Origin of the sequence: Actinoallomurus sp. NPDC050550 (assembly GCF_040655075.1) — a bacterium.
GTDB lineage: Bacteria > Actinomycetota > Actinomycetes > Streptosporangiales > Streptosporangiaceae > Actinoallomurus.
On sequence record NZ_JBFAJC010000082.1, the window covers coordinates 1 to 23,701 of the forward strand.

The 23,701-nt window shown below is 70.1% G+C and carries 21 protein-coding genes and 1 pseudogene; 13 read left to right on the plus strand and 9 right to left on the minus strand.

Annotation, left to right across the window (positions count from 1 at the left end; translation table 11 throughout):
- Nucleotides 1-260 precede the first annotated feature (260 nt).
- The 4 genes from AB0I04_RS51180 to AB0I04_RS51195 all read right to left on the minus strand — a co-directional run bounded on the left by AB0I04_RS51180 (nucleotide 261) and on the right by AB0I04_RS51195 (nucleotide 4,700).
- On the minus strand, nucleotides 261-704 hold the full coding sequence (locus tag AB0I04_RS51180; RefSeq protein WP_360902884.1) for an NUDIX domain-containing protein: 444 nt from the start codon (nucleotides 702-704) through the stop codon (nucleotides 261-263).
- A 96-nt stretch (nucleotides 705-800) separates the two neighbouring features.
- A complete protein-coding gene (locus AB0I04_RS51185; protein ID WP_360902887.1) occupies nucleotides 801-1,637 on the minus strand; it encodes a PaaX family transcriptional regulator C-terminal domain-containing protein in 837 nt (278 codons plus the stop codon).
- A 170-nt stretch (nucleotides 1,638-1,807) separates the two neighbouring features.
- Nucleotides 1,808-4,165 carry a bifunctional salicylyl-CoA 5-hydroxylase/oxidoreductase gene (locus AB0I04_RS51190; protein WP_360902890.1) on the minus strand — a complete coding sequence of 786 codons (2,358 nt, stop codon included), beginning with the start codon at nucleotides 4,163-4,165 and terminating at the stop codon, nucleotides 1,808-1,810.
- 118 nt (nucleotides 4,166-4,283) lie between these two features.
- Nucleotides 4,284-4,700: a RidA family protein gene (locus AB0I04_RS51195; protein WP_360902893.1), complete on the minus strand. Its 417-nt coding sequence runs from the start codon at nucleotides 4,698-4,700 to the stop codon at nucleotides 4,284-4,286.
- Nucleotides 4,701-4,784: 84 nt separating this feature from the next.
- On the opposite strand from AB0I04_RS51195, the gene AB0I04_RS51200 reads away from it, so the two are divergent.
- From AB0I04_RS51200 to AB0I04_RS51225, 6 genes and pseudogenes are all read left to right on the plus strand, one after another.
- Nucleotides 4,785-5,693: an acyl-CoA thioesterase domain-containing protein gene (locus AB0I04_RS51200; RefSeq protein ID WP_360902896.1), complete on the plus strand. Its 909-nt coding sequence runs from the start codon at nucleotides 4,785-4,787 to the stop codon at nucleotides 5,691-5,693.
- A gap of 101 nt (nucleotides 5,694-5,794) precedes the next feature.
- A complete protein-coding gene (locus AB0I04_RS51205; RefSeq protein WP_360902899.1) occupies nucleotides 5,795-6,277 on the plus strand; it encodes a cupin domain-containing protein in 483 nt (160 codons plus the stop codon).
- Complete coding sequence (locus AB0I04_RS51210) at nucleotides 6,274-7,935, plus strand: AMP-binding protein (RefSeq protein WP_360902902.1); 1,662 nt, start codon at nucleotides 6,274-6,276, stop codon at nucleotides 7,933-7,935. Before AB0I04_RS51205 ends, AB0I04_RS51210 begins: the two co-directional genes overlap by 4 nt.
- Before the next feature lie 37 nt (nucleotides 7,936-7,972).
- A pseudogene (locus AB0I04_RS51215) lies at nucleotides 7,973-8,068 on the plus strand (DNA-binding response regulator); the annotation flags it as partial.
- Between the two features lie 82 nt (nucleotides 8,069-8,150).
- Nucleotides 8,151-9,152: a lysylphosphatidylglycerol synthase transmembrane domain-containing protein gene (locus AB0I04_RS51220; protein WP_360902905.1), complete on the plus strand. Its 1,002-nt coding sequence runs from the start codon at nucleotides 8,151-8,153 to the stop codon at nucleotides 9,150-9,152.
- An 84-nt stretch (nucleotides 9,153-9,236) separates the two neighbouring features.
- The gene (locus AB0I04_RS51225) at nucleotides 9,237-10,454 is read left to right on the plus strand and encodes a serine hydrolase domain-containing protein (RefSeq protein WP_360902908.1); all 1,218 of its coding nucleotides are present in this window, start codon (nucleotides 9,237-9,239) and stop codon (nucleotides 10,452-10,454) included.
- Nucleotides 10,455-10,570: 116 nt separating this feature from the next.
- On the opposite strand, the gene AB0I04_RS51230 is transcribed toward AB0I04_RS51225, so the two are convergent.
- The 3 genes from AB0I04_RS51230 to AB0I04_RS51240 all read right to left on the minus strand — a co-directional run bounded on the left by AB0I04_RS51230 (nucleotide 10,571) and on the right by AB0I04_RS51240 (nucleotide 13,678).
- A complete protein-coding gene (locus AB0I04_RS51230; RefSeq protein ID WP_360902911.1) occupies nucleotides 10,571-11,659 on the minus strand; it encodes a cobalamin-dependent protein in 1,089 nt (362 codons plus the stop codon).
- On the minus strand, nucleotides 11,656-13,269 hold the full coding sequence (locus AB0I04_RS51235) for a SpoIIE family protein phosphatase (protein WP_360902914.1): 1,614 nt from the start codon (nucleotides 13,267-13,269) through the stop codon (nucleotides 11,656-11,658). The genes AB0I04_RS51230 and AB0I04_RS51235 overlap by 4 nt, the downstream gene beginning before the upstream one ends.
- Nucleotides 13,270-13,438: 169 nt before the next feature.
- Nucleotides 13,439-13,678: an EF-hand domain-containing protein gene (locus AB0I04_RS51240; RefSeq protein WP_360902917.1), complete on the minus strand. Its 240-nt coding sequence runs from the start codon at nucleotides 13,676-13,678 to the stop codon at nucleotides 13,439-13,441.
- A gap of 139 nt (nucleotides 13,679-13,817) precedes the next feature.
- Here AB0I04_RS51240 and AB0I04_RS51245 point away from each other — a divergent pair, with 139 nt between their 5' ends.
- Nucleotides 13,818-15,410 carry a metallophosphoesterase family protein gene (locus AB0I04_RS51245; RefSeq protein WP_360902920.1) on the plus strand — a complete coding sequence of 531 codons (1,593 nt, stop codon included), beginning with the start codon at nucleotides 13,818-13,820 and terminating at the stop codon, nucleotides 15,408-15,410.
- Between the two features lie 93 nt (nucleotides 15,411-15,503).
- Here the strand turns inward: AB0I04_RS51245 and AB0I04_RS51250 are convergent, their stop codons facing one another.
- Both AB0I04_RS51250 and AB0I04_RS51255 read right to left on the minus strand, forming a co-directional pair.
- Nucleotides 15,504-15,824: an Lsr2 family protein gene (locus AB0I04_RS51250; RefSeq protein WP_360902923.1), complete on the minus strand. Its 321-nt coding sequence runs from the start codon at nucleotides 15,822-15,824 to the stop codon at nucleotides 15,504-15,506.
- 172 nt (nucleotides 15,825-15,996) lie between these two features.
- Nucleotides 15,997-18,681 (minus strand): discoidin domain-containing protein, encoded by a 2,685-nt coding sequence (locus AB0I04_RS51255; protein WP_360902926.1) that lies wholly within the window; start codon nucleotides 18,679-18,681, stop codon nucleotides 15,997-15,999.
- 459 nt (nucleotides 18,682-19,140) lie between these two features.
- On the opposite strand from AB0I04_RS51255, the gene AB0I04_RS51260 reads away from it, so the two are divergent.
- From AB0I04_RS51260 to AB0I04_RS51285, 6 genes are read left to right on the plus strand one after another with little or no spacing between them, the layout of a single operon-like run.
- Entirely contained in the window at nucleotides 19,141-19,263 is a 123-nt protein-coding gene (locus AB0I04_RS51260; protein ID WP_360902929.1) for a lasso RiPP family leader peptide-containing protein, read from the plus strand.
- Complete coding sequence (locus tag AB0I04_RS51265; protein WP_360902983.1) at nucleotides 19,263-21,143, plus strand: asparagine synthase-related protein; 1,881 nt, start codon at nucleotides 19,263-19,265, stop codon at nucleotides 21,141-21,143. Before AB0I04_RS51260 ends, AB0I04_RS51265 begins: the two co-directional genes overlap by 1 nt.
- The gene (locus AB0I04_RS51270; protein ID WP_360902986.1) at nucleotides 21,130-21,411 is read left to right on the plus strand and encodes a lasso peptide biosynthesis PqqD family chaperone; all 282 of its coding nucleotides are present in this window, start codon (nucleotides 21,130-21,132) and stop codon (nucleotides 21,409-21,411) included. The genes AB0I04_RS51265 and AB0I04_RS51270 overlap by 14 nt, the downstream gene beginning before the upstream one ends.
- Complete coding sequence (locus AB0I04_RS51275) at nucleotides 21,408-21,836, plus strand: lasso peptide biosynthesis B2 protein (protein ID WP_360902932.1); 429 nt, start codon at nucleotides 21,408-21,410, stop codon at nucleotides 21,834-21,836. The genes AB0I04_RS51270 and AB0I04_RS51275 overlap by 4 nt, the downstream gene beginning before the upstream one ends.
- Complete coding sequence (locus AB0I04_RS51280; protein WP_360902935.1) at nucleotides 21,833-22,771, plus strand: ATP-binding cassette domain-containing protein; 939 nt, start codon at nucleotides 21,833-21,835, stop codon at nucleotides 22,769-22,771. The genes AB0I04_RS51275 and AB0I04_RS51280 overlap by 4 nt, the downstream gene beginning before the upstream one ends.
- Entirely contained in the window at nucleotides 22,771-23,622 is an 852-nt protein-coding gene (locus AB0I04_RS51285) for an ABC transporter permease (RefSeq protein WP_360902938.1), read from the plus strand. Before AB0I04_RS51280 ends, AB0I04_RS51285 begins: the two co-directional genes overlap by 1 nt.
- Nucleotides 23,623-23,701: the final 79 nt, after the last annotated feature.

Here is a 23,701-nt window from a genome sequence, read left to right on the forward strand (position 1 = left end):
ACTGTTTCCAGCTCCCGTCTGGGGCTTGTTTCCTCAATCTTACCGATCCGTTTCCCTTTGTCGAATCGACCGACTCGGGGGCACTTCTCGGCCCTCCCCAATATACGGCAACCGAAGTCCGAAAACCCCTGAACCCGTTTCTGGGAAGGTCCCGGCGACCGCGCCACCAGACGGTGTCACGTACTCGAGCCGGGCTGATAGATCCATATTAGCTCATCTCCGAGACTCCTCATGCCAGTCCGGACAACAGACAGCCGGCCTCACGTTGCCGGAGCACGGTCACTGCGGCGGCTGAACCACTCCCCGATCGATCGTTTGTACCCGTCCGGCATGCGAAGCCCGGGCACCTCCGTCTCGCTGAAGAGCGCGGCTTTCGCATGTTCATGGCTGACCTGGGGCGGCCGGTCGGTCGTGAGCTCGCACCCGTAGGTGACGATCAGTACGTCCGCCTCGGGAGCGATGTGATACACCCACGTGTCGAGGATCGCCGCGACCGTCACCGGCCAGGACGCCTCTTCCAGGATCTCCCGCGCCAGGCAGACCTCGGGGGATTCCCCAAGCTCGAGTTTGCCGCCCGGCAGTTCCCATTCATCTCGCTCGTTCCGCAGCAGCAACACCCGGTCGGCCGGGTCGAGCACAACGCCTTTGACGCTCACCGCGAACCGGTGCACCGTACCCCTGCCCGCGGTCAAATCCTCTGCCATGCCTGCACCGCACCACGAGCACGGTCCGGCGGTCAACGACGAACTCCCGGTGACCGACCGGGATGACCGGAGCACGAAACCGTGGCAGGTCGCCGGCTATCCCTTGAGGACGGATTCGACGAACTTGTGCGCGGGCTTGGCGAGCCGCTCGTGCAGTTCGAAGAAGGTCTCGGCTGCTCGCATCCCGTTCCAGTCCGTCGGCAGCACCTCGGAGGGAAGCCCCGGATCGGAGTACGGAAGACGGCGCCAGTCCGTGAGGGCGCTGACGTGGTCCACGAATGCCTGAGCAGGATCGATGTCCACGCGGTCGCGATAGCCGCTCAGGATCGGATCGTAACGCTCGAGGAACTCGTCATAGAGGTCCTGCAGGCGAGGCAGATCCCACCAACTTGGGACCTGATCCCTGACGTCGGTGAATGCCAGGTGGTGCGCGTGGAAGAGATTGACGTAGGCGCTCAGCCCGTTGCGCTCGAGGGCGTCGCGCGTCTCGTCGAGGAGATGGGCGGGCGCGATCCAGACTCCCGCGGCGACCGTGCCGAACCCGAGCCAGGTCAGTCGTGAGCGCAGTTGGTGTCGCTTGTCGCGTTCCGTCTCCGGCACGCTGAAGACGGCCAGCAGCCAGCCCTCGTCGGTGGTCGCCTGTCGTCGTTCGAAGATCCGCCGGTCGCCCTCGTTCAAGATCTGGTAGGCCTCCTGGGACAACGCGTACCCGGCGGTGCCGTCGACCTTGGTCGAGGTGAGGAGACCGCGCCGCTTGAGGCGGAAGATCGCCGACCGGACGGAGGGTGCGTCGACGCCGCATCGAGCGAGCAGTTTGATGACCGAGGCGACACTCATCCAGCCGCCGACCTCACGCGCGTACAACCCGTACACGGTGACGATCAGAGCGCGGGGTTTCTGGCCCCGGCCACTGAACTCGTCGTCATCGGCCACCACGACGCACCTCCGCGCTCACGGACGCACTCCTGGTGTGCTCCCTTACGTAGTATCGACGGTCGTCATCGTACCGACTCATTGATGCCGGCCTCCGACCGGCCGGGGCGCACGACAGAGGCGCACGACAGAGGCATCCGGGCTTCTCCAGCCGCCATTCTCGTCGCCGGTCACGGCAGCCAGCGCGCGTGCCGGGTGCCGGACCGGCCCTCTCGGATCAGCTGCAGCCGTGGCTTCGGACCGTCGGTCCGGCCGGTCTGCGGCTTGCGGCGGCCGGCCTGCCAGGGCAGGGGCCAGGTCGCTCCCGGCCCGGTGTAGCCCTGCTCGACGGCCGCGTGCAGCGTCCAGCTGGGATCGTAGAGGTGGGCCCGCCCCAGGGCGCACAGGTCGGCGCGGCCGGCCAGGATGATCGAGTTGACGTCGTCGTACGAGGAGATGACGCCGACCGCGATCGTCGGGATGCCGGCCTGGTTGCGGATCCGGTCGGCGTACGGCGTCTGGTACGACCGGCCGAAGGCCGGCTTCTCGTCGGGTGTCACCTGACCGGTGGACACGTCGATGGCCGCGGCACCAGCGTCCGCGAACGCGCGGGCGATCTCGACGGCGTCGTCTCCGGTGATGCCGTCGTCGACCCAGTCGGTCGCCGAGATCCGTACGGTCATCGGCTTGTGCCGAGGCCACACCCGACGCATCGCGCGGAAGACCTGGAGCGGGTAGCGGAGCCGGGCGGCGAGGTCACCTCCGTACTCGTCGGTGCGGCGGTTCGTCACCGGGGAGATGAAGGAGGACAGCAGATAGCCGTGCGCGCAGTGCAGTTCGAGGAGGTCGAAGCCGGCGGCCTCCGCACGCCGCGCCGCGTCGACGAACTGCTGCTCGATCTCGTCCAGGTCGGCATGGGTGAGCTCGCGGGGCACCTGGTTGACCCCTTCTCGGTACGGGAGGCCGGAGGGCGCGACGACCTCCCAGTTGTCCTCGGGCAGCGGCCGGTCGATCCCCTCCCACATGAGGCGCGTGGAGCCCTTGCGGCCGGAATGGCCGATCTGGACGCCGATCTTCGCGGCGCTCTCGCCGTGCACGAAGTCGGTGAGCCGGCGCCATGCGGCCGTCTGTTCCTCGGTCCAGATGCCGGTGCAGCCGGGCGTGATGCGCCCCGTTTCGGATACGCAGACCATCTCGGTCATGACCAGACCCGCGCCGCCGAGCGCCTTGCCTCCCATATGAACCAGGTGGAAGTCGTCCGGTACTCCATTGACCGCCCGGTACATGTCCATCGGTGACACGACGATCCGGTTGACCAGCTCGAGTTCGCCGAGGCGGAAGGGGTGGAACATCGGCGGTGTCGCGGGCCCGTCGCCGGGGCGGTGCGGCTGCCGCTCGGCGAACCAGGCGTCGGCGCGGGCGACGAACTCGGGGTCGCGCAGCCGGAGGTTGTCGTAGGTGACCCGCCGGCTGCGGGTCATGATGTTGAACGCGAACTGCTCGGGCTCCTGGCCGACGTACTGTCCGAGATTCTCGAACCACTCCAGACTCGCCTGGGCCGCCCGCTGGGTGGACCGGACGATCGGCTTGCGCTCGGCCTCGTACGCGGTGAGCGCGTCGTCCAGGGTGGGCTGCTCGTGCAGGCACGCCGCCAGGGCCAGGGCGTCCTCCATGGCCAGCTTGGTGCCCGACCCGATGGAGAAGTGGGCGGTGTGCGCGGCGTCGCCCAGGAGCACGACGTTCTCATGCCGCCAGTTCTCGTTCCGTACGGTGGCGAAGTTGATCCATTTGCTGTTGTTCGCGCGGAGCGAGCAGCCGCCCAGCTCCTCGGCGAAGATCTCCTTCACCCGCGCGATCGACGTCTCGTCCGACTCCCCCGGGGCGAGGTTCCGGTCGGCCGACGCGTCGAAGCCGGCCCCGCGCCAGACGTCCTCGTGCATCTCGACGATGAACGTGCTGCCGTGGGCGTCGAACGGGTAGCCGTGGGCCTGCATCACGCCGTACGGGGTCTCGCGGATGTAGAACTTGAAGGCGTCGAACACCTTGTCCGTGCCGAGCCACATGTACTTGCAGGAGCGCTGCTCCAGGTCGGGGTTGAAGGAGTCGGCGTACTTCGACCGGACCGCCGAGTTGAGCCCGTCGGCGGCGACCACCAGGTCGTGGGTCGCGGCGAGTTGCGCGACGTCGGGCGCCTCGGCGAGGAAGTGGACGGTGACGCCGAGTTCGCGGCAGCGCCGCTGCATGATCTCCAGCAGCCTCTTTCGACTCAGCGCCGCGAAGCCGTGGCCTCCGCTGGTGAGCACCTGACCGCGGTAGTGGACGTCGATGTCGTCCCAGCGGGCGAACTCCGCCTCCATCCGGCGGTATATGCCGGGATCGGCGTGCTCGATCCCGCCGAGCGTCTCATCGGAGAACACCACGCCGAATCCGAAGGTGTCGTCCGGGGCGTTGCGCTCCCAGACGGTGATCTCGTGGTGCGGCCCCAACTGCTTCGCCAGCACCGAGAAGTACAGACCGCCCGGGCCTCCTCCGATGACCGCAATCCGCACGATGTCCTCCTCCTGCGACGACGGGCCGATGTGAAGTTATCGCGCGAATTCGACGACCGTCAAGAAAGCGTAATGCGCTTGGCCGGAGTTCACCCGGGCACCCTCAGCTTGGCCGGGCTCACGCGGGCACCCTCAGTCGCTCGTCCGGGATCACGGCGGTGCCGAGGATCTCGATCATGGCTTCCGGCTGCCACAGCTCGGTGCATCCGATGCCCGCCATCGCCGGATAGACCGGCCCGGCCATCTCCCGCCAGACCTTGCCGATCTCTTTTCCGTGCGCCTGATAGTCGGCGATGTCGGTGAGGTAGATCGTGATGCTGACCAGGTCCTCCGGCTCTCCGCCCACCTCGCGAAGCGCGGTCAGCAGGTTGCCGAACGCCTGCCGGAACTGCTCGACGATGCCCCCGTCGACGATGCGCATGTTCGCGTCCAGCGCGGTCTGCCCGCCCAGGTAGAGCGTGTTCCCCTGCAGCGTGCCGTGCGAGTAGCCGCTCGGCGCGGGCAGGGCGGCGGGGTTGACGGCGATGGGCTTCACAGGGGTCCTCCTCGGCTCGTTATTGACAATATATGACGACCGTGAAGAATACGGCATACCACGTACGAAGGGATTCCGGCTCGCATGACCCCAACCTCGGAGATCCTCACGGCGGCGCTCAGCCTGGCCCCCACGGCCCCGGAGCAGTTCGACGAGGCCTATGTCGCCACGTCACAGGACTGCCCGTGGCCGAAGGCATACGGCGGCGACCTCGTCGCCCAGGCCGCCGTCGCGGCGATGCGCTCGGTCGGCGACGACCGGACGCTGCACTCGATGCACAGCTACTTCATGCGACCGGTCGAGGTCGGTGCCGAGATCCGCTACGAGGTAGAACGCCTCAGAGACGGGCGCGGCTACTCCACCCGGCACGTCCGCGGATACTCCGGCGGCAGGCTCGCCTACATCGCCATGGCCTCCTTCCACGCCCTGGAACAGGGGGGTGAATACGCCGCGGCCATGCCCGCAGGCGTCCCGGATCCGGACGCGCTGCCGACCAGCGCCGCCTACCTGGAGCCGATCGAGCCCGACAGTGACGCTGGCGGCACCATGACCAAGGAGTCGAAGGCGTACTGGTCGTCGGGGCGCAGCTTCGACATGCGGCACGTACCGGGCCCGGTCTACCTCACGGTGGAAGGCGGGCCGGTCCCGCACCAGGCGATCTGGGTGAAGCCCTTCGACGCGCTCCGGCCCGTCGCAGGGCTCACGTCGCGAGCACGGGACCTCGCGGCCCTCGCCTACGTCTGCGACTACACCATCCTGGAGCCGATCCTCCGCGTCCTCGACCTTCCGTGGGCGCTCCCCGGGCTCATGACGGCGAGCCTCGACCACGCGATGTGGTTCCACCGCCACGAGCCGATGGACGACTGGCTGCTCTACGCGCAGGAGGCGGGAGCGGCCCAGGACGGTCGCGGCCTGGGGCTCGGCCGCTTCTTCAGCCGTACGGGACGACACCTGGCCACGGTCGTGCAGGAGGGGGTCATCCGTACGTCCTGACCATGGACCGACGGCGACGTCGCCGAGACCGAGACCGCCGGCATCGGCATCAGCCTCACCACCGCCTCACCCCACGACCGACCGGAACGGAGCCGACCCCCATGGAACCCGACCTCAGCAAGTACCGCCTCGAGGGCGACAACTCGATGTACCGACTGCCCAGCGGCCTCGTCGCTCCCGTGGTGACGCGCGGCGGATCGGAGAACGTCAACACCGCCGATTCCGGCGGGGCCGTCCGGGTCTCGGGGGTCAGCATCCAGCACACCCCGGCCACCAGGCTGTGGTTCGGCAAGGTCAGCAACGAGCCCGGCTATCGCTCGGTCTCCCACCACCACGGCGAGGCCGAGACCGGGGGCTACGTCCTGTCGGGCCGGGCGCGCATCTACTTCGGCGACAAGTTCGAGGACTACGTCGACATGGAGGAGGGCGACTGGGTCTTCGTGCCGCCGTTCATGCCCCACGTCGAGTGCAACCTCTCGCGGACCGATCCGCTGACGTGGATGACCACTCGCACACCGGAGAACATCGTCGTCAACCTGCCCGACGTCGCCGACGCGGACCTGCGCGACTGGCCGGCCCGATGACGACCTCCCCGGTGGCCCCCTCGTACTCGGCGCACCTGGACACCTTCACCCGCGACCACCTGCCTCCCGCCCGCCTGTGGCCGACGATCGAGTTCACCACGCCGGACCTGCGCTACCCGGACCGGCTCAACGCCGCCACCGAACTCGTCGACGTCCCCATCGCGACGTTCGGGGCCGACCGGCCGGCGCTCCGTACGCCGGCCGGGGAGACCTGGTCGTACGGCGAGCTGCGTACGCGGGCCAACCAGGTCGCGCAGGTGCTGACGGAGGACCTCGGCCTGGTTCCGGGGCAGCGCGTCATGCTCCGCTCGCCCAACAACCCGTGGACGGTCGCCGCGTGGCTCGGCGTGCTCAAGGCCGGTGGCGTCGTCGTCACCACGATGGCCGCACTGCGCGCCCGGGAGATCGCCCCGATCGTCGAGCGGACCCGGCCCTCGATCGCGCTGGTCGACCACCGGTGCGCCGAGGACGCGTACATCGTCCGGGACACGACGCTGCCGTCGCTGACGGTCGTGGAGTACGGCGGTACCGGTCCGGAGGATCTCATCGCCCGCGCCGCTGCCAAGTCCGGCGCGTTCACCGACGTGGAGACGTCCGCCGATGACGTGGCGCTCCTCGGGCCGACCTCCGGCAGCACCGGCACGCCGAAGATCACCATGCACTTCCACCGGGACATCCTGTCCATCGACGGCACCTTCGGCCGTCATGTGCTGAAGCTGGTCGCGGACGACGTGGTCGCCTGCTCCGCCCCCTTGGCCTTCACCTTCGGCCTCGGCATGCTCGTCGTCTTCCCTCTGCGGGCCGGCGCCTGCATGCTGCTGACCGAGTCCGCCACCCCGCTGCAGCTCGCGGAGATCGTCGAGCGGGAAGGCGTCACCGTTCTCGCGACGGCGCCCACGGCGTACCGGGCCATCCTGCGAGAAGGGCAGGAACGGCGGCTCGCCGGGCTCCGGGCCGGGGTATCGGCGGGCGAGCACATCCCCCAGGACACGTGGGAGAAGCTGCGGGACACGCTCGGGCTTGAGATCATCGACGGCATCGGCGCCACCGAGCTGCTGCACATCTTCATCGCAGCCGCCGGTGACGACATCCGGCCCGGGGCGACCGGCAAGCCGGTGCCCGGATACCGGGCCGCTGTCCTCAACCCCGACGGCGCGGAACTCGGCCCCGGAGAGCCGGGCCTGCTGGGCGTCATCGGCCCGATCGGCTGCCGCTACCTCGACGACGAGCGACAGCAGAACTACGTCCTGAGCGGCTGGAACATCACCGGAGACATCTTTTATAAGGACGAGGACGGCTACTTCTTCTACCAGTCCCGCAGCGACAACATGATCGTCTCCTCGGGCTACAACATCGGTGGTCCCGAAGTCGAGGCCGCCATCGACACGCACCCTGACGTCCTCGAGTCCGCGGTCATCGGCCGCCCGGACGCCGAGCGCGGCTCGGTCGTGTGCGCCTTCGTGGTGCTCCGCGACGGCGTGACGCGCGACGCCGCCGAGGCCAAGGAGATCCAGGATCACGTCAAGCGGATCCTGGCCCCATACAAGTACCCGCGCGATGTGCGGTTCTGTGACTCCCTGCCGCGCAACGCGAACGGCAAACTGCAGCACTTCGCGCTTCGCCGGATCCTGGAGAGCGAACAGTCCACCTCGGCCTGACGACCGCGCGACCAGCATGGCTTCCCATCAATCCAGGGAGGCCGGCGCCGACGACTACGTGAGCAAGCCGTTCGGGTTCGCGGAGCTGCTCGCCCGAATCCGGGCGCACCCGCGGGACGGCGCGCCAGCCGCATGATCGCCGGTTCGACAGCTACTATTTCAGTAGTAGCCGGTGGCTCTTCCGGAGCTGGATGACGGTAGGGAATGGGGCTGGCGTGACCGAAAACTCCCGGCGATCGGGCTCGTCGCTTCCCAAAGTGCTGCTGAGTGCCGGTGTCGCCTGCGCCGTCGTTGTGCTGGGAGTCATGCACCGCGCGACCGTGGACGCGGGCGGGGACAGTCTGGCCGGTGCCGACGGGGAGTGGCTGCTGCTCGCCGGGCTCGGCACCGTGGCGCTGTGGGCGGCGTGCACGGTGTCACTGCTCGGGTCGATGCCGGTACGCCTCCCGGTGGCGCGGGTGTTCGCGGTACAGGTCGCCGCGTCCTTCGTGAACCATCTGCTGCCCGCAGGCTCGGGCGGCATCGCGGTCAACGTGCGGTTCATGCAGCGGCACGGCATCAGCCGCGGCTCCGCCGTGGGCGCCGTCGGGTTGAACTCCCTGGCGACCGGCATCACGCACCTCGCCCTGCTGGCGGGCGTTGTCCTGATCGCCCCGTCCACGGTGGGCCGGCTGGACGTCCGCGTGCCGCGGCCCACCGGGCCGCTGCCGCATCCCGGGCCGGGCGCGGCGCTGGTGATCGGCGCGGTCGCGGCTGCCGCCGCGTTCACTCTGACGCTGAAGCGGCCGAGACGGTGGCTCGGTCGGCTCGCCGCGCGGGCGGCGTCGGCCGCCCGGCAGATGATGCGTGAGATGGCGGAGCTGAAGGCGGTTCTCCGGCACCCGGGTCGTGCTGCGGCGCTGTGGCTCGGCTCGCTGACCCTCCCGTTCTTCCACACGCTCGTGCTGTTCTCGATACTCCAGAGCCTGCGGGTGCCCATCGCGCTCGGCAGCGTCATGGTGATCTACCTGGGTGTGTCGTCCGTGGCGGCTCTCATCCCCTCGCCCGGTGGAATCGGCGGGCTGGACGTGGCGCTGGTCACGGGGCTGGCCGCCACAGGCGCATCGTCCACAGTGGCCGTTGGAGCGGTGCTCGGCTACCGGGTGATCACCGTGTGGCTGCCGCTGCTTCCCGCCGCCGGCATGTTCGCCCTGCTGCTGCGCCGCCGGATCATCTGATATCGGAGGTGTATCCAGCGTTACCCCGGAGACGGAAGGCTGCACCATGGGCGCCGGGCCCTGCCCGTCGGTCTAATCGATCTCATGAAGAAAGCACGAACGAGAAGACCGATGGTGCTCGCCGGGGCCGTTCTGGCCGTCTCCATGGCGGCCGGCGCCGCGACCGCTTCGGCCGCTCCCCCTGCCACGGGCACGCTGCCGCCGCTGGACCCGGCGACGATGCGCGCAGCGATCGCCGGGCTGCCGAACGCGACCGTGACGGGCGCGATGGTCAAGGTCACCGGGCCCGCCGGGCACTGGAGCGGCACCTCCGGCGTCGGGAACGTCCGGACCGGGACGCCCGTGCCCGCGGACGGCCGGTTCCGGGCCGGCAGCATCTCCAAGGTGTTCACCGCCGTGGTCGTCCTTCAGCTCGTCGCCGAGCACAAGGTCGACCTCGACCAGTCCGTCCAGCACTACCTGCCGGGCCTGCTGCCCGCCGGCTACCCGAAGGTCACGGTCCGGCAGCTCCTCGATCACACCAGCGGCCTGCCGACCGGCGGCAGTCTCGGCGCGCCGCAGGGTGACCCGAACCAGTGGTTCGTGGACCATCGGTTCGACAGCTGGACACCGCAAGAGATCGTCGCCGACGCGATGAAGAACCCGATGGACTTCGCGCCCGGCACCCGGCAGCGCTACAACGGCGTCAACTACTTCGTCGCCGGCCTCCTCATCGAGAAGGTGACCGGACGCTCCTACGCCCACGAGGTACGGCAGCGGATCCTCCGCCCTCTGCACCTGCGCGGCACCTACATCCTGGACCGGCACGACCCGCGCCTGCCCGGCCCCCACTCCCACGGCTACGTCGCGGTGACCACGAACGGCACGACCGTTCTGGACGACGTGTCCGAGCAGAGCCCCTATCCGTGGGCCGAAGGCGGGATCATTTCCACCAGCGACGACCTCACCGGCTTCATCCGCGCCATCTTCCAGGGCCGCGTGGTGCCCCGCTCCGTGCTCGGCGCCATGTTCACCGTGCCGAACGTCGAGTACGCCGACAAGAACAACTGCAACATCGGGCCCGGCGCCGGTCGCGCCTGTTACAGCGCGGGCCTGATGCGCGTGACCCTGCCCAACGGTCTGACCGGCTGGGGCAAGACCGGCCAACGCCCCGGCTACACCAGCGGCATGTTCGCCACCCGCGACCTTCGCCGCGTCCTGGTCTACTCGCTCAACCCGACGGGCAACAAGGACGGCTCGGAGCAGCCCTACGTCCTCAAGATCGCCGCCGCCGCCTTCGACCCGTCCCTCTCGCATTCCTGACGCGTCTTCTGGCCTGGCACCGACCCGCCGCCTGCCCCTACGTCCTTCCGGGACAGGCAGGCGGCGGGTTTCGCTCATCGGCCAGTCGTCCCCGGGACGTGAGCGCTCGCAGCCGGTCACGCCGACGCTCCTGGCCGAGCGTTTGCGACGCCCTTCAGCGCGCCCTGGCCGTCACGGAGCAGGCCGACGGCGCGGGGGAGGTCCTTGAGCTGTTCGCCCAGCAGGTCCAGGGCCAGGCCGACCGAGTAGGCGGGAACGCCGCGCGCGGTGAGGATGTCGCCGGTCCAGGCGATGAACCGCGTGAACAGGCCGGAGTCGTCCATGTAGAGGGCGACGCCGAGGAACTCCGTGATGTGGGCGATGTCGTCGGCAGCGTGCTGACGCTGCCGGTCGCTGTAGCCGGCCATGGCCGGGAACCGTTCCGGCAGCGCGGCGAGGACCGCCGAGACGAGCCGGTGGGCGCTGCGCGTGACCAGCGTGTACTCCTGGTCTGCCAGGTGTGGCAGGTCGTCCAGCGGCTGACGGGCGGCTGCCGGGGCGAGAGGACCGGCGACGATCTCCTCGAGGCGGCCGGCCGCCGCACGGGCGTCGGGTGCCCAGCCGTCGGCGCCGAGCCGGTCGGCGTAGCGGCCGCCGGGCCCGAAGGCCGCGCCGCCGACCATGACCGGGACACCTGCGGCCTGGCCCGCGATGATCGTGGCGTGCGCGGTGGGCAGGCGGGTCGGGATGGACGAGGACAGGGCCAGCGCGTCGGGTCCCGTACGGTGCAGGTGGTCGATCAGATGCGGGACGGGCACCTGCGCGCCGAGGAAGTCGACGTGCCAGCCCCGCAGCCGCAGGGTCTCCGCCAGCAGGCGGGCGGGTAGGGCATGCCACTCCCCGTCGACGCACGCCACCGTGATCCGGCCCCGCCGCGGCTCCCGGGGCGAGGCCGTGTGGCGGGCCACGGCGGCGATGACACGGTCGTTGACGGCCGTCGCGGCGTGCTCCTGGGCGACGCCGATTCGGTTCGCCGCCCATTCGACGCCGACCTTCACCTGAACCGGCGCGATCACGTCCAACAGCGCCGACTCGGGGTCCAGGCCGGCGTCCACCGCCGCCAGTACGACCTCCACGGCGCCGTACTCGTCGCCCTCCCGCACGGCGTCCCACAGCCGGGCGGAAAGGACTTCGGTGGCGCTGCGGTCCGGAGTCGAAGCGGTCATCGTCGGGTTTCCCGGCCTCGTGAGTGCCGCTCCGCCGCCTCCGGGCGCCCGCTGTGCGGCGCGGTGATCGCAACGATGGCCATGTCGTCGTGTTCCCGGTTCCCGGCCCACTGCGCCGCGAGCATTTGCACGCGCTCCACGATGGCTTCGGCGGGCATCCCCGCGCATTCGGACAGAGCGTCCATCAGCCGCTGTTCGCCGAAGAGTGCGGCCTCGCCGAGCGGGCCGCCACGGACCTCGGTGATGCCGTCGGTATACAACACACAGGTCTCGCCCGGCGCCAGTTCGACCCGGGCGGTCGTCGCTTCGATGTCGGAGAGCGTCCCGATCAGGTCTCCTTGGGTGGCGGCCTTCTCAACGCGGCCGTCAGACCGCACGATGAGCGGCGGCGGATGCCCGGCGCTGGTCAGCCTCAGCCGGACACGGTCACCGGTCCGTACCGCCGATGCCAGCACCAAGGTGACGAACCGGCTCGACTCGGTGTTCAGCAGCGCCCCGTTGAGCAGGGTCAGCATCCGCATGTGGTCGCCGGCCATGGGCAACAGCGCGTGGAGCGTGGTGCGGATCTTGCCGGTGGTGACCGCCGCCTCCAGCCCTTTGCCGCACACGTCGCCGAGGACGACGAGGGACTCGGCGGCTTCGTCGGCACCGGGGTGGACGTCGTAGAAGTCACCGCCGATGAGGTCGCTGCGCACCGACGCGCGATACGCGCCGGCGAAGTCCACGCCGTGGACGTGGCGCAGCCGGGGCGGCAGCAGTTCGCGCCTGAGGATCGTGGTGATCCCGGCCTGCTCGGCGTACATCTGGGCCGCCGACAGGGCCGCACCGGCCCGCGCGGCGAAGATGCGGGCGGATATCTCCTCGTTCTCGCTGAACACCGGCAGGCCGCTGCGGCGCAGCAGGATGAGCGCGCCGACCGGGGTGCCGTGGCCGGGCAGCGGCGTCACCACCACCGCGCCGACCGGCCCGCCGAACGCCTCCGGCACGGCCCACGACGGCAGCTCACCCGGATCGATCCGGCGGGAGGGCACCGGTGGGAAGCCCTGCAGTGCCTCGCTCAGCCCCGGCACCTCGACGGGGTCGGCCTGCACCGTACGGCGGGATACGCCGGCGCCACGGATCGCGAAGGCCGTCGGCAGCCGGTCTCCCACGCCGGGCATGACCAGCACCGCGGCGTCGGCCAGGTGGTCGGCCGCCAGCCGTACCGCGACCTCCGTGCACCGGTCGATGTTCAAGGTCGACAGCAGCGCGGTGGACGTCTCCTCGAGGAACGTCGCGCGCTGCCGCTCCGCCACCAGCTCGGTCTCGGCCCGCCGCCGGTCCGTGTCGTCGACCAGCCACCACATCACGTTCCCGTCAGGTGCGCGGGTCGGGTGCGCCTCGAAGCTGCGCTCCCCGGCCTGTCCCCGCACAGGCTCGGCCCCGGTGCCAGACCGGTCCGCAGCGCGGTGCGCCTCCGCCAGCCAGTCGGGCATCGTCGCGGCGAGGCTCGCCCCCGGCCGGGCTCGCGGAAACAGCCGGGCGGCGGCCTCGTTGAGCTCGACCACCCGGCCGTCGGCGTCGGCGATCACCACCGGGTACGGAGCGGCACCCCACAAGGCGCCGGTCACCCGACCTGGGCCCTGCCGGTCCGCGGGAGTAGCGCTGGAAACGTCCACGCGTCGGGCCCGCGGTCTCGCGAGCCCCCGCCACCTTTCCGATCGAGAACGTCACTAGCTCGATTGTCACGCTAGCCGCTCGCCGGAAATGCCTGGTCGGAGGCCCTGGCCCTACGCGGTATCAGTCGTCGGAGCCCAGTTCGGGAAGGTTCCCGGCCAGTGGCACGAACTCCGTCACCGACAGCAGCCCGTCGTTGTCGGTGTCGTACTCCGCGAACAGCGCCTTGACGATCCCCGACAGATCATTCACCTCGGCCGCCGGGAACATCCCCGCGATCGCCGCGGTCACCTCATCGACGGTGAGCCGCCCATCCCCATCGGTGTCGTACCGCGCGAACACCGCCTCGTACTGATCGGACATGATTCCCTTCCACCAGAGCGACCGTGGCCCCCGATGGTAACCACCGCCACAGTGTTCACGCACCTGAGATGATCGGTTCACGCCTCCATTACCAGCGACGACGATCGTGCTCCCGGGTATCGATCGATGAGGAGTCCTGATGGCCGAGTCCCGAAACGAGTCACACGACCAGGTCGCCAGACGGCAGGTGCTGCGCGGTCTGGGCGGGCTGGCCATCGCCGCGCCGGTCCTGGCCCGGCCCGGCAGCGCCGCGGCACTGGCGACCACCCCGGACCAGGCGGGAGCGCCGGCACCGGAGCAGTTGCACCTGCAGTTCGGCGCGGACGCCGCGCATGAGGTGGCGGTCTCCTGGGCCGCACCGCAGCGGGTCCGCCGTCCGGTCGTCCGGCTCGGCAGGCCGGGTCATGGGCTCGGTTCGGAGGTCGAGGCCGAGGAGCGGGTCTACACGGAGGCCCTCACCGGGGAGACCGTCTTCACGTACCACGCCGTCCTGCCCCGGCTCGCCGCCGACACCCGCTACGAGTACCACGTGGCGCACCGCGGCGCGGCGCCGCTCGGCGGGTCGTTCCGCACGGCACCTCGGGGCCGGTCCAAGGGCTTCCGGTTCACCAGCTTCGGTGACCAGGCCATTCCCGCCAAGGTCGGCAAGGGGCTCGGGCCGGCCACGCCGAACGCCGGCTACATCGTCGACGCCGTGGAGCGGCTCGACCCGCTGTTCCATCTGCTGAACGGCGACCTGTGCTACGCGAACGTCAGTGACGTGCCCGTACAGACGTGGCAGTCCTTCTTCAACAACAACCAGCGTTCGGCGCGCAACCGCCCGTGGATGCCCTGTGCGGGCAACCATGAGAACGAGGTCGGCAACGGCCCGGAAGGCTACCTGTCGTACCAGACCCGCTTCACGTTGCCGGACAACGGATCGCGGGAGTTCGCCGGCAACTGGTACGCCTTCACGGTCGGACCGATCCGGGTGATCTCCATCAACAATGACGACGTGTGCCTGCAGGATGGCGCGTTCAGCGCGTACCGGCGCGACAACGTCCCCGGCTACAAGGCGAAGGGGTACGACCCCTACATCCGCGGATACAGCCACGGGGCGCAGAAGGCCTGGCTGGAGCGGACGCTACGCGCGGCGAGCGAGGACCCGGCCATCGACTGGATCATCGTCTGCATGCACCAGGTGGCGATGTCCTCCGCGCACTTCAACGGCGCCGATCTCGGCATCCGCCAGGAGTTCCTCCCCCTCTTCGACAAGTACGGCGTCGACCTCGTCGTAGCCGGACACGAGCATCATTTCGAGCGGACCTTCCCGGTCAAGGGGGTGCTGCCGGGCAGTTCGCTGCTCACGCCGGCGCCGCAGGACACCGATGCGTCCGTCATCGACACCACCAAGGGCACCGTGCACATGATCATCGGCGGCGGCGGGCACTCCTCCGCGACGCCGTGGTCGGCGTTCGACTCACCGCACGACGGCGTGGTGATCTACGACGTGGGCCCCGGCGACCCGACGACCCAGCGCGCTTCCAAGACCACCACCGAGCCCGCGCCCTGGTCGGCCTACCGCGACCTGCAGCGGCCGTACGGCTTCGCCGCGTTCGACTTCGAGCCGCACGCCCCGGGCGGGAACACCGAGATCACCGTCACCCACTACGGTGCCGACCTCGGCTCCGCCGACTACCAGGAGCTGGACCGGTTCGTGCTCCGCAAGCCGCACGGCGGGCACCGGGCGTGATCGCCTGATCGAGCGACGCACCGGGCGCGGGCATATACCCCGTCCGGTGCCGCTCCAGATCAACACACGCCACAGCGCGGGACTCCACGACCGTCAGTGTGCTCGCTGATACTCTTCGACGATCGTCGCCGGGATCCGGCCGCGTTCGCTGACCTCGATTCCGCTGGCCTTCGCCCACGCACGGATGTCCGCGCTGCGCCGTCGGCTGGCAACGGCACGGCCTCCCTGCTGCCGGACGCCACCGGACCGCCGTGCACGCTGCACGAACGGCGACAGACGGTCACGCAGTATTCGCGCGTTGTCGGCGCTGAGGTCGATTTCATACGTGACCCCGTCGATGGCGAACGAGACCGTCTCTTCCGCTTCGTCGCCATCCAGATCGTCGATAAGACGTTTAATGACTTGCTGCGCCATTTTGTTCCTCCGTGGTTTCGGAGGCACAATAGTAACGTAAGCAGTTCGGCCTCTCATGAAACTCCCATCAGAGGCCCTTCATGGCCTGCGGAGCAACTTCTACGCTCCCGGCCATGAATGAAGAACTACACCACCTGGCCCGAGGCCTGTCATTCGGCCTGGTCACATTCATTCATCGGCTGGGCGCGGTCAGGACCTGGACCTCGGCGAGCGCGAGTTGGCCGGTCCCGGCGAGTTGGACGCGGACGTACCGGCCGCCGTGCCCGACGGGAATCGTAGTCGGCCGCCCGGCCTGCACGGTCTCGTGGTGGGACCACACCCCTGGCTGAGCGAGAGTGTCGCTCACCGAGGTGGATGAGAAAGGCGCGTCGGAGACGAAGACGTAGTAGTCCGCGAGCCCGGCGGCGCAGCAGTCCGCCCGGTTGTAGACCGCGATCCGCTCGATCGGGTAAGGGGCTCCCGCGTCGACCTGCCACCACGGCTGTGCCTCGGTCTTCGTGCCGGCGTAGTTGTTCAGGTCGTCGTCCACCGCATAGCTCGCAGGGTAATTGGAGGACACCGTCGAGGACTGCGCGACCTGCTTGCCGAGCGCCACATTCGGCGGAGGCACCGTACCGGACGCCGTTCCGGCCCGCGTGGTGACGGTCACCGCGGTCGGGGGCGTACCGGACGGCGCCGTCGCCACGAGGAAGGCCGGCGAGAGCACGCGCACGCCGTCGGCGGGCCTTCCGGTGAAGCTCACTCGCGTACCGGCCGTGAACCCGTCCCCCGCCACGAAGACCGTGCGGCCCGCGGCCTGGGCGTAGCGGACCAGCGGCGGACGGCCGGTCACGAGGTCACGGAAGCCGGCCCGCAGACCGGCGGCGCCCACGGTCCCCGTCGGCAGGTCGGTCGCCATCGGGCGCAGGGGCAGCGTCGCGTTGTCCGTGTAGGTGACGTCGGTGCCACCGGGCGGGTTGCAGTGGTACTGGCCGATGGGCTGCGCGGAGTGGTTCCCGGTCACATCGAAGTGTCCGGTGGTCTGGCAGCCGCCCTGGGACAGCTTGCCGTTCCACTCGACGTTGCCGTCCCAGTGGATCCACTCCGCTCCGGCGTCGTCGTACCAGGTGAAGTTAACGTTGCCCTGGTCGTAGGCGACGTTGCCCTGGGCGTGCAGTCCGTGCGCGATGCTCGCGGCGCGGTCGACCGTGCCGTCGGCGGCGCGGATGGTCTGGCCCTGTTGCCCTTCGACGTAGATGGCGCCGCCGTCGCTGAGCACCTGCATGAAGCCGTGGATGAGGTTGCCGCTGATCGTGTTGTCGCTGTTGACGTTCGTCGTGTTGTCCGGATGATCGACGTTGTCCACGTGTCCCTGGATGACGCCCGCGCTGATCCCGGTGTACGGCACGTCCCGGATGTCGTTGTGCGCCACCGACGTGTGCCGGCCGAAGAAGAGCGTGACGGCTGCGGCGCTCGGGTAGTCGGTGCCGACGTGCTCGATCAGGTTGTCGTCGATGGTGTTGTACTCGTTGATCTCCCGGTCGTCCGCGCCCACGTCGGACGGGTGCGGGTCGGTGGTGTCACCGAGGATCACGCCGTTGCCCGCTATCCCGCTGAACACGTTGCCCTCGACCGTGTTGTGCCGGCTCCCGTACTCGAATACCAGCCCCGCCGCGCCCAGGCCGGTGAAGCTGTTCCGTACGAAGGTCACGTCTTGCGCGGCATGCCACTGGACGCCGCCCGGCTCCCGGGTCAGCGAGCCGAACGGGCAGGTCCCCGGCGGGTTCCCGAACGTGCAGGTGCCCTGCGGGTGGGCGGGGTCATCGCCGGTGAGCCGCAGGTTGTCCTGCACGTCGGCGAACCCGGCGGCCGAACTCGGCTCGTTCCATGTGGCGTACGCGAACCGCAGACCGGTGAACGTGATGTCGTGCACCGGCCGGTCGAGTGTGCCGGTGCCGGTGAGCAGCGAGGTCAGCCGAGGCGCCTCGATGTCGAGACGCGCCATGTCCTGCCCCGGCTGCGGGACGTAGTCCAGCACGTGCCGCTCCGCGTCGAGATACCACTGTCCGGGGTGCAGGAACGGGTAGGCGTTCTCCATCCGGGTCGGCGCGGTGCCCGGCTTCATGTTGGGCAGGCCTCCGGAGGCCTGGGTGAACACGGGGCGGGCGGTGATGTTCCGCCAGCAGGGCTGCTGCATCTGCACGGTGGCGCCGCTGACGGAACCGACGCGGCAGCGCGACTGGGTCCAGTCCCCGTTGCCCGCGGTGTAGACGAACTCGACCCGCGCCATGGCGGCGGCGCCGATCTGATCCCGCAACCCGGCGACCCAGTCCGGTGAGGTGGTGTAGCCGCCGTCGGCGGCGGCGAACGTGACCCCCTGCTCGGCCGGGGTGGTCTGCGCGATCGGCGCCTCGCGGCCGTCGACGTAGATCTGACGTGTCTCGAGATCGGCGGGCACCGGAGCGGACCAGACGTGCTTCGCCGGGTCGGTCAGGCGCCAGCCCTGCACCCGCGTCGCTCCGCTCAGCACCGGGTGGGCGCCGGGCGCGGCGCTCCAGATCACCCGGTGTCCGTTGCGACCCGAGTCGTCCGGCCCGAACCGGAGCGGCGCCGTGAGCCGGTACGTGCCGTCGGCCAGCAGCACGACGACGTCCCTGCCCGCGCCCTTGGCGGTGCCGAGGACCTGCCGCTCGCGTTCCAGCGCGCCGGGCACGGAGCAGGGCCGGGCCCGGGTGCACGCCTGCCCGGATCCGCCTGGGGCCGCGTACAGCAGCGTCGGGGCCGGCGCGGCCGTCGCGGACGAGGTGGTGACGATACCCAGTGCGCCGGTCAGCAGAGTGGCAGCGAGGCCGGCGGCCAAGCGTACGGGTGCGGACATCGGATCTCCCAACGTGCGGCGGGCGTCAGACGGTCGGTTCTGGGATGAGCGCCCGCCCGGCCGGCGCCGATGAGGCAGTGGGGCGGCACGGTGCAGTAGCGGTCACGTCGATGTCGTCGCGGGGACGGGTGCCGGAGGCCGACGGCTCAACGCATGGTTCGACCTCCACACCACCTGATACATCCGATGTTTGTAGCCGGAGACTAGGAGCAGACGGAAGCCGGGGTCAAGACCCCGACGCGCGATCTCGGTGTTCACTCGGACCGATCGTGGCCACGCGGGCGGCAATGGGCCGCTCTGCCACTTGGCGGAAAATTGCGCCGTAAATCAAATTATATACAGATTATCCACTTTATTTACCAACCGTAACCTTTACCCTACTAAACGTTGATGTCCACGGCTTATGGGTAGGACGACGGGCGCACAAACGATGGGACGAACGAAAGGAGGGGAACATTCATGGACCGCATTACGGAGCTAACGGCGTATGAGCCCCCGCGGGTGACCGAACTCGGTCTGTTCGATGTCGTGACACGCGGCGGCTACGCGAGCGGCATGGATGACTACGGCGGCCGCAGTTGATGGATGCCGCTGTCACCTGGTTCGTGGTGCTGCCCGACAGCGCTGCGGGCGCCGGCGTGAGGCGGCTGCTGGGAGGCGCGACGGTTCTGGACTATGCGTCCCGTCGGCCGTGCCTGGTGGCCGCCTCACCCGGCGGTGTGAACCGCGCCGTGGTCCGCGCCCAGGTAGGCGGGGTCCGGCTGGCGGTGATCGGCGACACGCCGGTCACCGCCACCCGGCTGGAGAACCTGGCGGCGCGGATCGACCGCCTCGAAGACGCCGACGTGGTCGCCGCGCGCCTGCCCGGCAGCTTCCATCTGGTCGCCGTCGTGGGCGACCGGGTGCGGGTGCAGGGCACCGCCTCGGGCCTGCGGCGGGTCTTCTTCACTCGCCTGGACGGCACGGTCGTGGCCGGCGACCGCGCGAGCGTGCTCGCCGCGCTGAAAGGTGCGCGTGTCGACGTGGAGGCACTGGCCGTCCGGCTCCTGGGCCTGGTCCCCGCTCCCCTGGCCACGCCACTGTGGGAAGGGGTGAGCGCGGTCCCGCCGGGCAGTGCCGCCCACCTCGACCCGGGCGGGGTTCGGCTGAGGGCCTGGTGGGCCCCGCCTCAGCCACAGGTGCCGCTCAGCCGGGGAGCACCGGCGTTCGCCGCCGCCCTGGAAGAGGCCGTGAACGCACGGGTCGGCCCGGGAATGGTGGTGGCCTGTGACCTGTCCGGTGGGCTGGATTCGACCCCGCTGAGTTTTCTGGCCGATGCCGCCGTACGCCGCCGTGACGGCCGACTGGTCACCTTCGCCAGAGGGGTCGGCGACCCCGCCCATGACGACGCCGCATGGGCCCGGCGCGCCCTGCGGCATCTGAGCGGCGAGCATGTGAGAACCCGGCCGGGTGAGCCAGCCGGCTGGTTCGCCGATGTGGCGACTCCGGTGCTCGGCCTGGACGAGCCGATGTTCCCGCTGCACCCCCTGGCGTGCAAGACCGGCACGGCCGCCCTCTTGGCCGCACACGGTGCCCGCGTCCACCTGACCGGTCACGGCGGGGACGAGCTCACCGTCGTTCCGCACTGTCATCTGCACGATCTCGCCCGCACCCGGCCCGCCGCGCTCTGGCCGCGCCTGCGCGCCGGCCGCGCCCGGGAGCGCTGGCCCTTCCGGTCGTGTCTCCACGCGCTGGCCGACCGTCGTACCTACGCGGAGTGGCTGGCCGACCAGATCCAGCTGCTGACCGCGCCAGAGCCGCCGGCGCACCACCCGGACTTCGGCTGGGAGCTGCCGCTGCGGCTGCCCGCCTGGGCCGCCCCGGCCGCGGTCGACGCGGTCGCGCGACGGCTACGGGTGATCGCCCGCGACGCTCGTCCTTACGCGACCGAGCGCGCCCAGCACCAGATCATCTCCAACGTGCTCAGGACGGCACCGGCCTACGCCGCCTTGCAGGACCTCACCGGCCGGATCGGTGCCGCCACGCACGTCCCCTTCCTGGACGACCACGTCATGAGCGCGGCGTTGGCGGTCAGGCTGGACCATCGCGTCGTCCCCGGCGTCTACAAGGCCCTCACCGTGGCCGCCATGCGCCCGTACATGCCGCCCGAATGTCTGACACGCACCACCAAGGCCGACTTTTCCGCCGATTTCTACGAGGGCCTGCGCGCGCACCGCGACGAGGTGCTCGCCCTGGCCGACGGCTCGCTTCTGGCCGAGTACGGCCTGGCCGACCCCGCGGCCCTCCGCGACGTCTGTGCCGGTACCCCTGCCGAGACCGGGCGCCCGGCGCTTCCCCTCATCACCTTCGTCGCCGTCGAGAACTGGCTGCGCGCCCAATCCGCCGGCGCCGAGAACACGGGCACCGGCTCGACCGCCGGCCGGCGGAAAGGAGGACCGGTCCGTGAAGATGCGCCTACCTGACCACGTCACTCTCACCCCTGTCGACCCCGAGCCGGGCGATGACGGCGGGCAGAACGGGGCGGTGCTGCTCGACGAACGCACCGGCCGCTACTACCACCTCAATCCCACCGCCCATCTGATCGTCGCGGGGCTGCTGGAGGGGGCGACCCAGGCCGAGGCCGCCGAACGCCTGGCGGCCGCCTGTCCCGACGCCGCCGCCCGCGCGGACACCGACACCGGCGAGCTGATCGCCCACCTGACCCGCGCCGGGCTTCTGGAGCGGCGATGAGCGTCTCGTACGTCCACGAAAGGCGGCCTCGGCTGCCCTGGCGGCACCGCCCCGCCGCCCTGCTCGCGGTCGCCGCCGCCCACGTGATCGCCCGCCGGCCTCCCGCCCGCATCCGCGCCGTACTCGCCGTGGCCCGGCGCGGCGCCCGTCCGGCCACCGCCGCCCAGGCCAAGGCGGCCCGTGACGCCGTCATCGCGGTGAGCCTGTCCTGCGCCGGCGAAGGCTGCCTGCCCCGCTCCATCGCCACCGCCCTGCTGTGCCGTCTGCGTGGCACCTGGCCCACGTGGCGCACCGGCGTCCGCCTCTATCCCTTCTTCGCGCACGCCTGGGTCGAGGCCGACGGCCATCCGATCGACGAGCCCTACCCGCCGGGCTACCACACCCCCACCATCACCGTCCCGCCGACGACCGCCGCACCTCCATGACACCGGCGCAGGAGGCGATCGTCACCCGGGGACTGACCAAGGTCTACGGCGACCTGACCGCGGTGGACGGCGTGGACCTGACCGTCCGGACCGGGGAGATGTTCGCCTTCCTCGGGCCCAACGGCGCGGGCAAGTCGACCACCATCGCGATGCTGACCACCATGGCCCGCCCGACCGCCGGGTTCGCCCTGGTCGCGGGCGCGGACGTGAGCACTCACCCGGCAGCCGTGCGCCGCCGGATCGGAGTGGTCTTCCAGGAGTCCACGGTCGACGACGACCTGACCGCCGAGGAGAACCTGGGTATCCACGCCACCCTGTACGGCATGCCTCGCCTGACCGCACGGGCCCGCATCTCCGAGATGCTGGACCTGGTCGGGCTGGCCGCGCACCGCCGGACCCGCCTGGCCACCTTCTCCGGCGGGATGACACGCCGCCTGGAGATCGCCCGCGGCCTGCTGCACCGGCCCCGCGTACTTTTCCTCGACGAGCCCACCCTCGGCCTCGACCCGCATGCGCGTACCCGCGTGTGGGACCACCTTCGCCACCTGCGCCGGCAGGAACCGATCACGATCTTCCTGACGACGCACTACCTGGAAGAGGCCGAACACTGCGACCGGATGGCGATCATCGATCACGGCCGCATCGTCGTCTGCGACACCCCCACCGCCCTCAAGGCGACCCTCAGCACCGACCACGTCCACCTGCGCACCAGCGACGACACGGTCGCCCAAGCCGCGCTGGCGCGCGATCTGGGCCTGACCGCCGCCCTGCGAGCCGACGGGCTGCACCTGCACCTGCCCGACGCCGGCACCGCCGTCCCCCGCCTCTGCGCCGCCCTGGACGTCCCCATCGCCTCCATCGAGGTCACCCACCCCAGCCTTGACGACGTCTTTCTGCACTACACCGGCCACGCCATCACCAGGGCGGACTGCTGATGCTGTCGCGCATCGCACCCACAGCGACCGGCGACCACGCCGCCAACGACGCCGGCTGGTCGCCGGTCACCGAACTACGCGCCGCCCTCGCCCTCTGGCGGCGCGAAATAACCCGATACGTCCGCAATCGCGGCCACCTGGCGCTCACCCTGCTACAACCGATGCTGTATCTGCTCATCATCGGCACCGGGCTGAGCAGCCTCGTCTCCCATACCGGCCGCAGCGACTACCGAACGTTCCTGTTCCCCGGCGTCCTGCTCCTGGCCGTCCAGATCGCGGCCGTCGGCTCCGCCGGCTCCATCGTCCGCGACCGCGAGGGCGGCTTCCTGCGCGAGATGCTCGTCGCCCCCGTCCACCGCACCACCCTGCTGATCGGCAAATGCCTTGGCGCCGCCACCATCGCCATCGGCCAGGGCACGGCCGTCCTCGCCCTCGCGCCCGTCGCCGGAATCCCCTACAACCCGCTCCTGCTCGCCACCCTGATCTTCGAAATGGCCGTGCTGTCCCTGGTCCTGACGGCACTCACCGCGCTGCTCGCCGTCACCATCACCGACAGAGACACCTTCTACGCCACGGCCGGCGCCATCGTGCTCCCGATGACCTTCCTGTCCGGCATGTTGTTCCCCACCACCCGGGCGCCCGGCTGGCTCGTCACCCTGATGATCATCAACCCGCTCCTCTACATGACCGACGTACTGCGCCGCACGATCCAGGCGTACCTGCCCGCCCACACCGCCATTCCCGCCACCCTCCCCTGGCATCCCCCGGTCGTCGCGGAACTGGCGGTCATCGCCCTCGTCGGCCTCATCGCCCTGACCCAGGCCGCCCGCCGTTTCTCCCGCACCGCGTAAAAGTCGAGCGCAGCGGCGGGACAGCCCTACTTGACCAATATTTGGGTACAAGCCCGGCGTCCATTCGCCATCCGTCGAC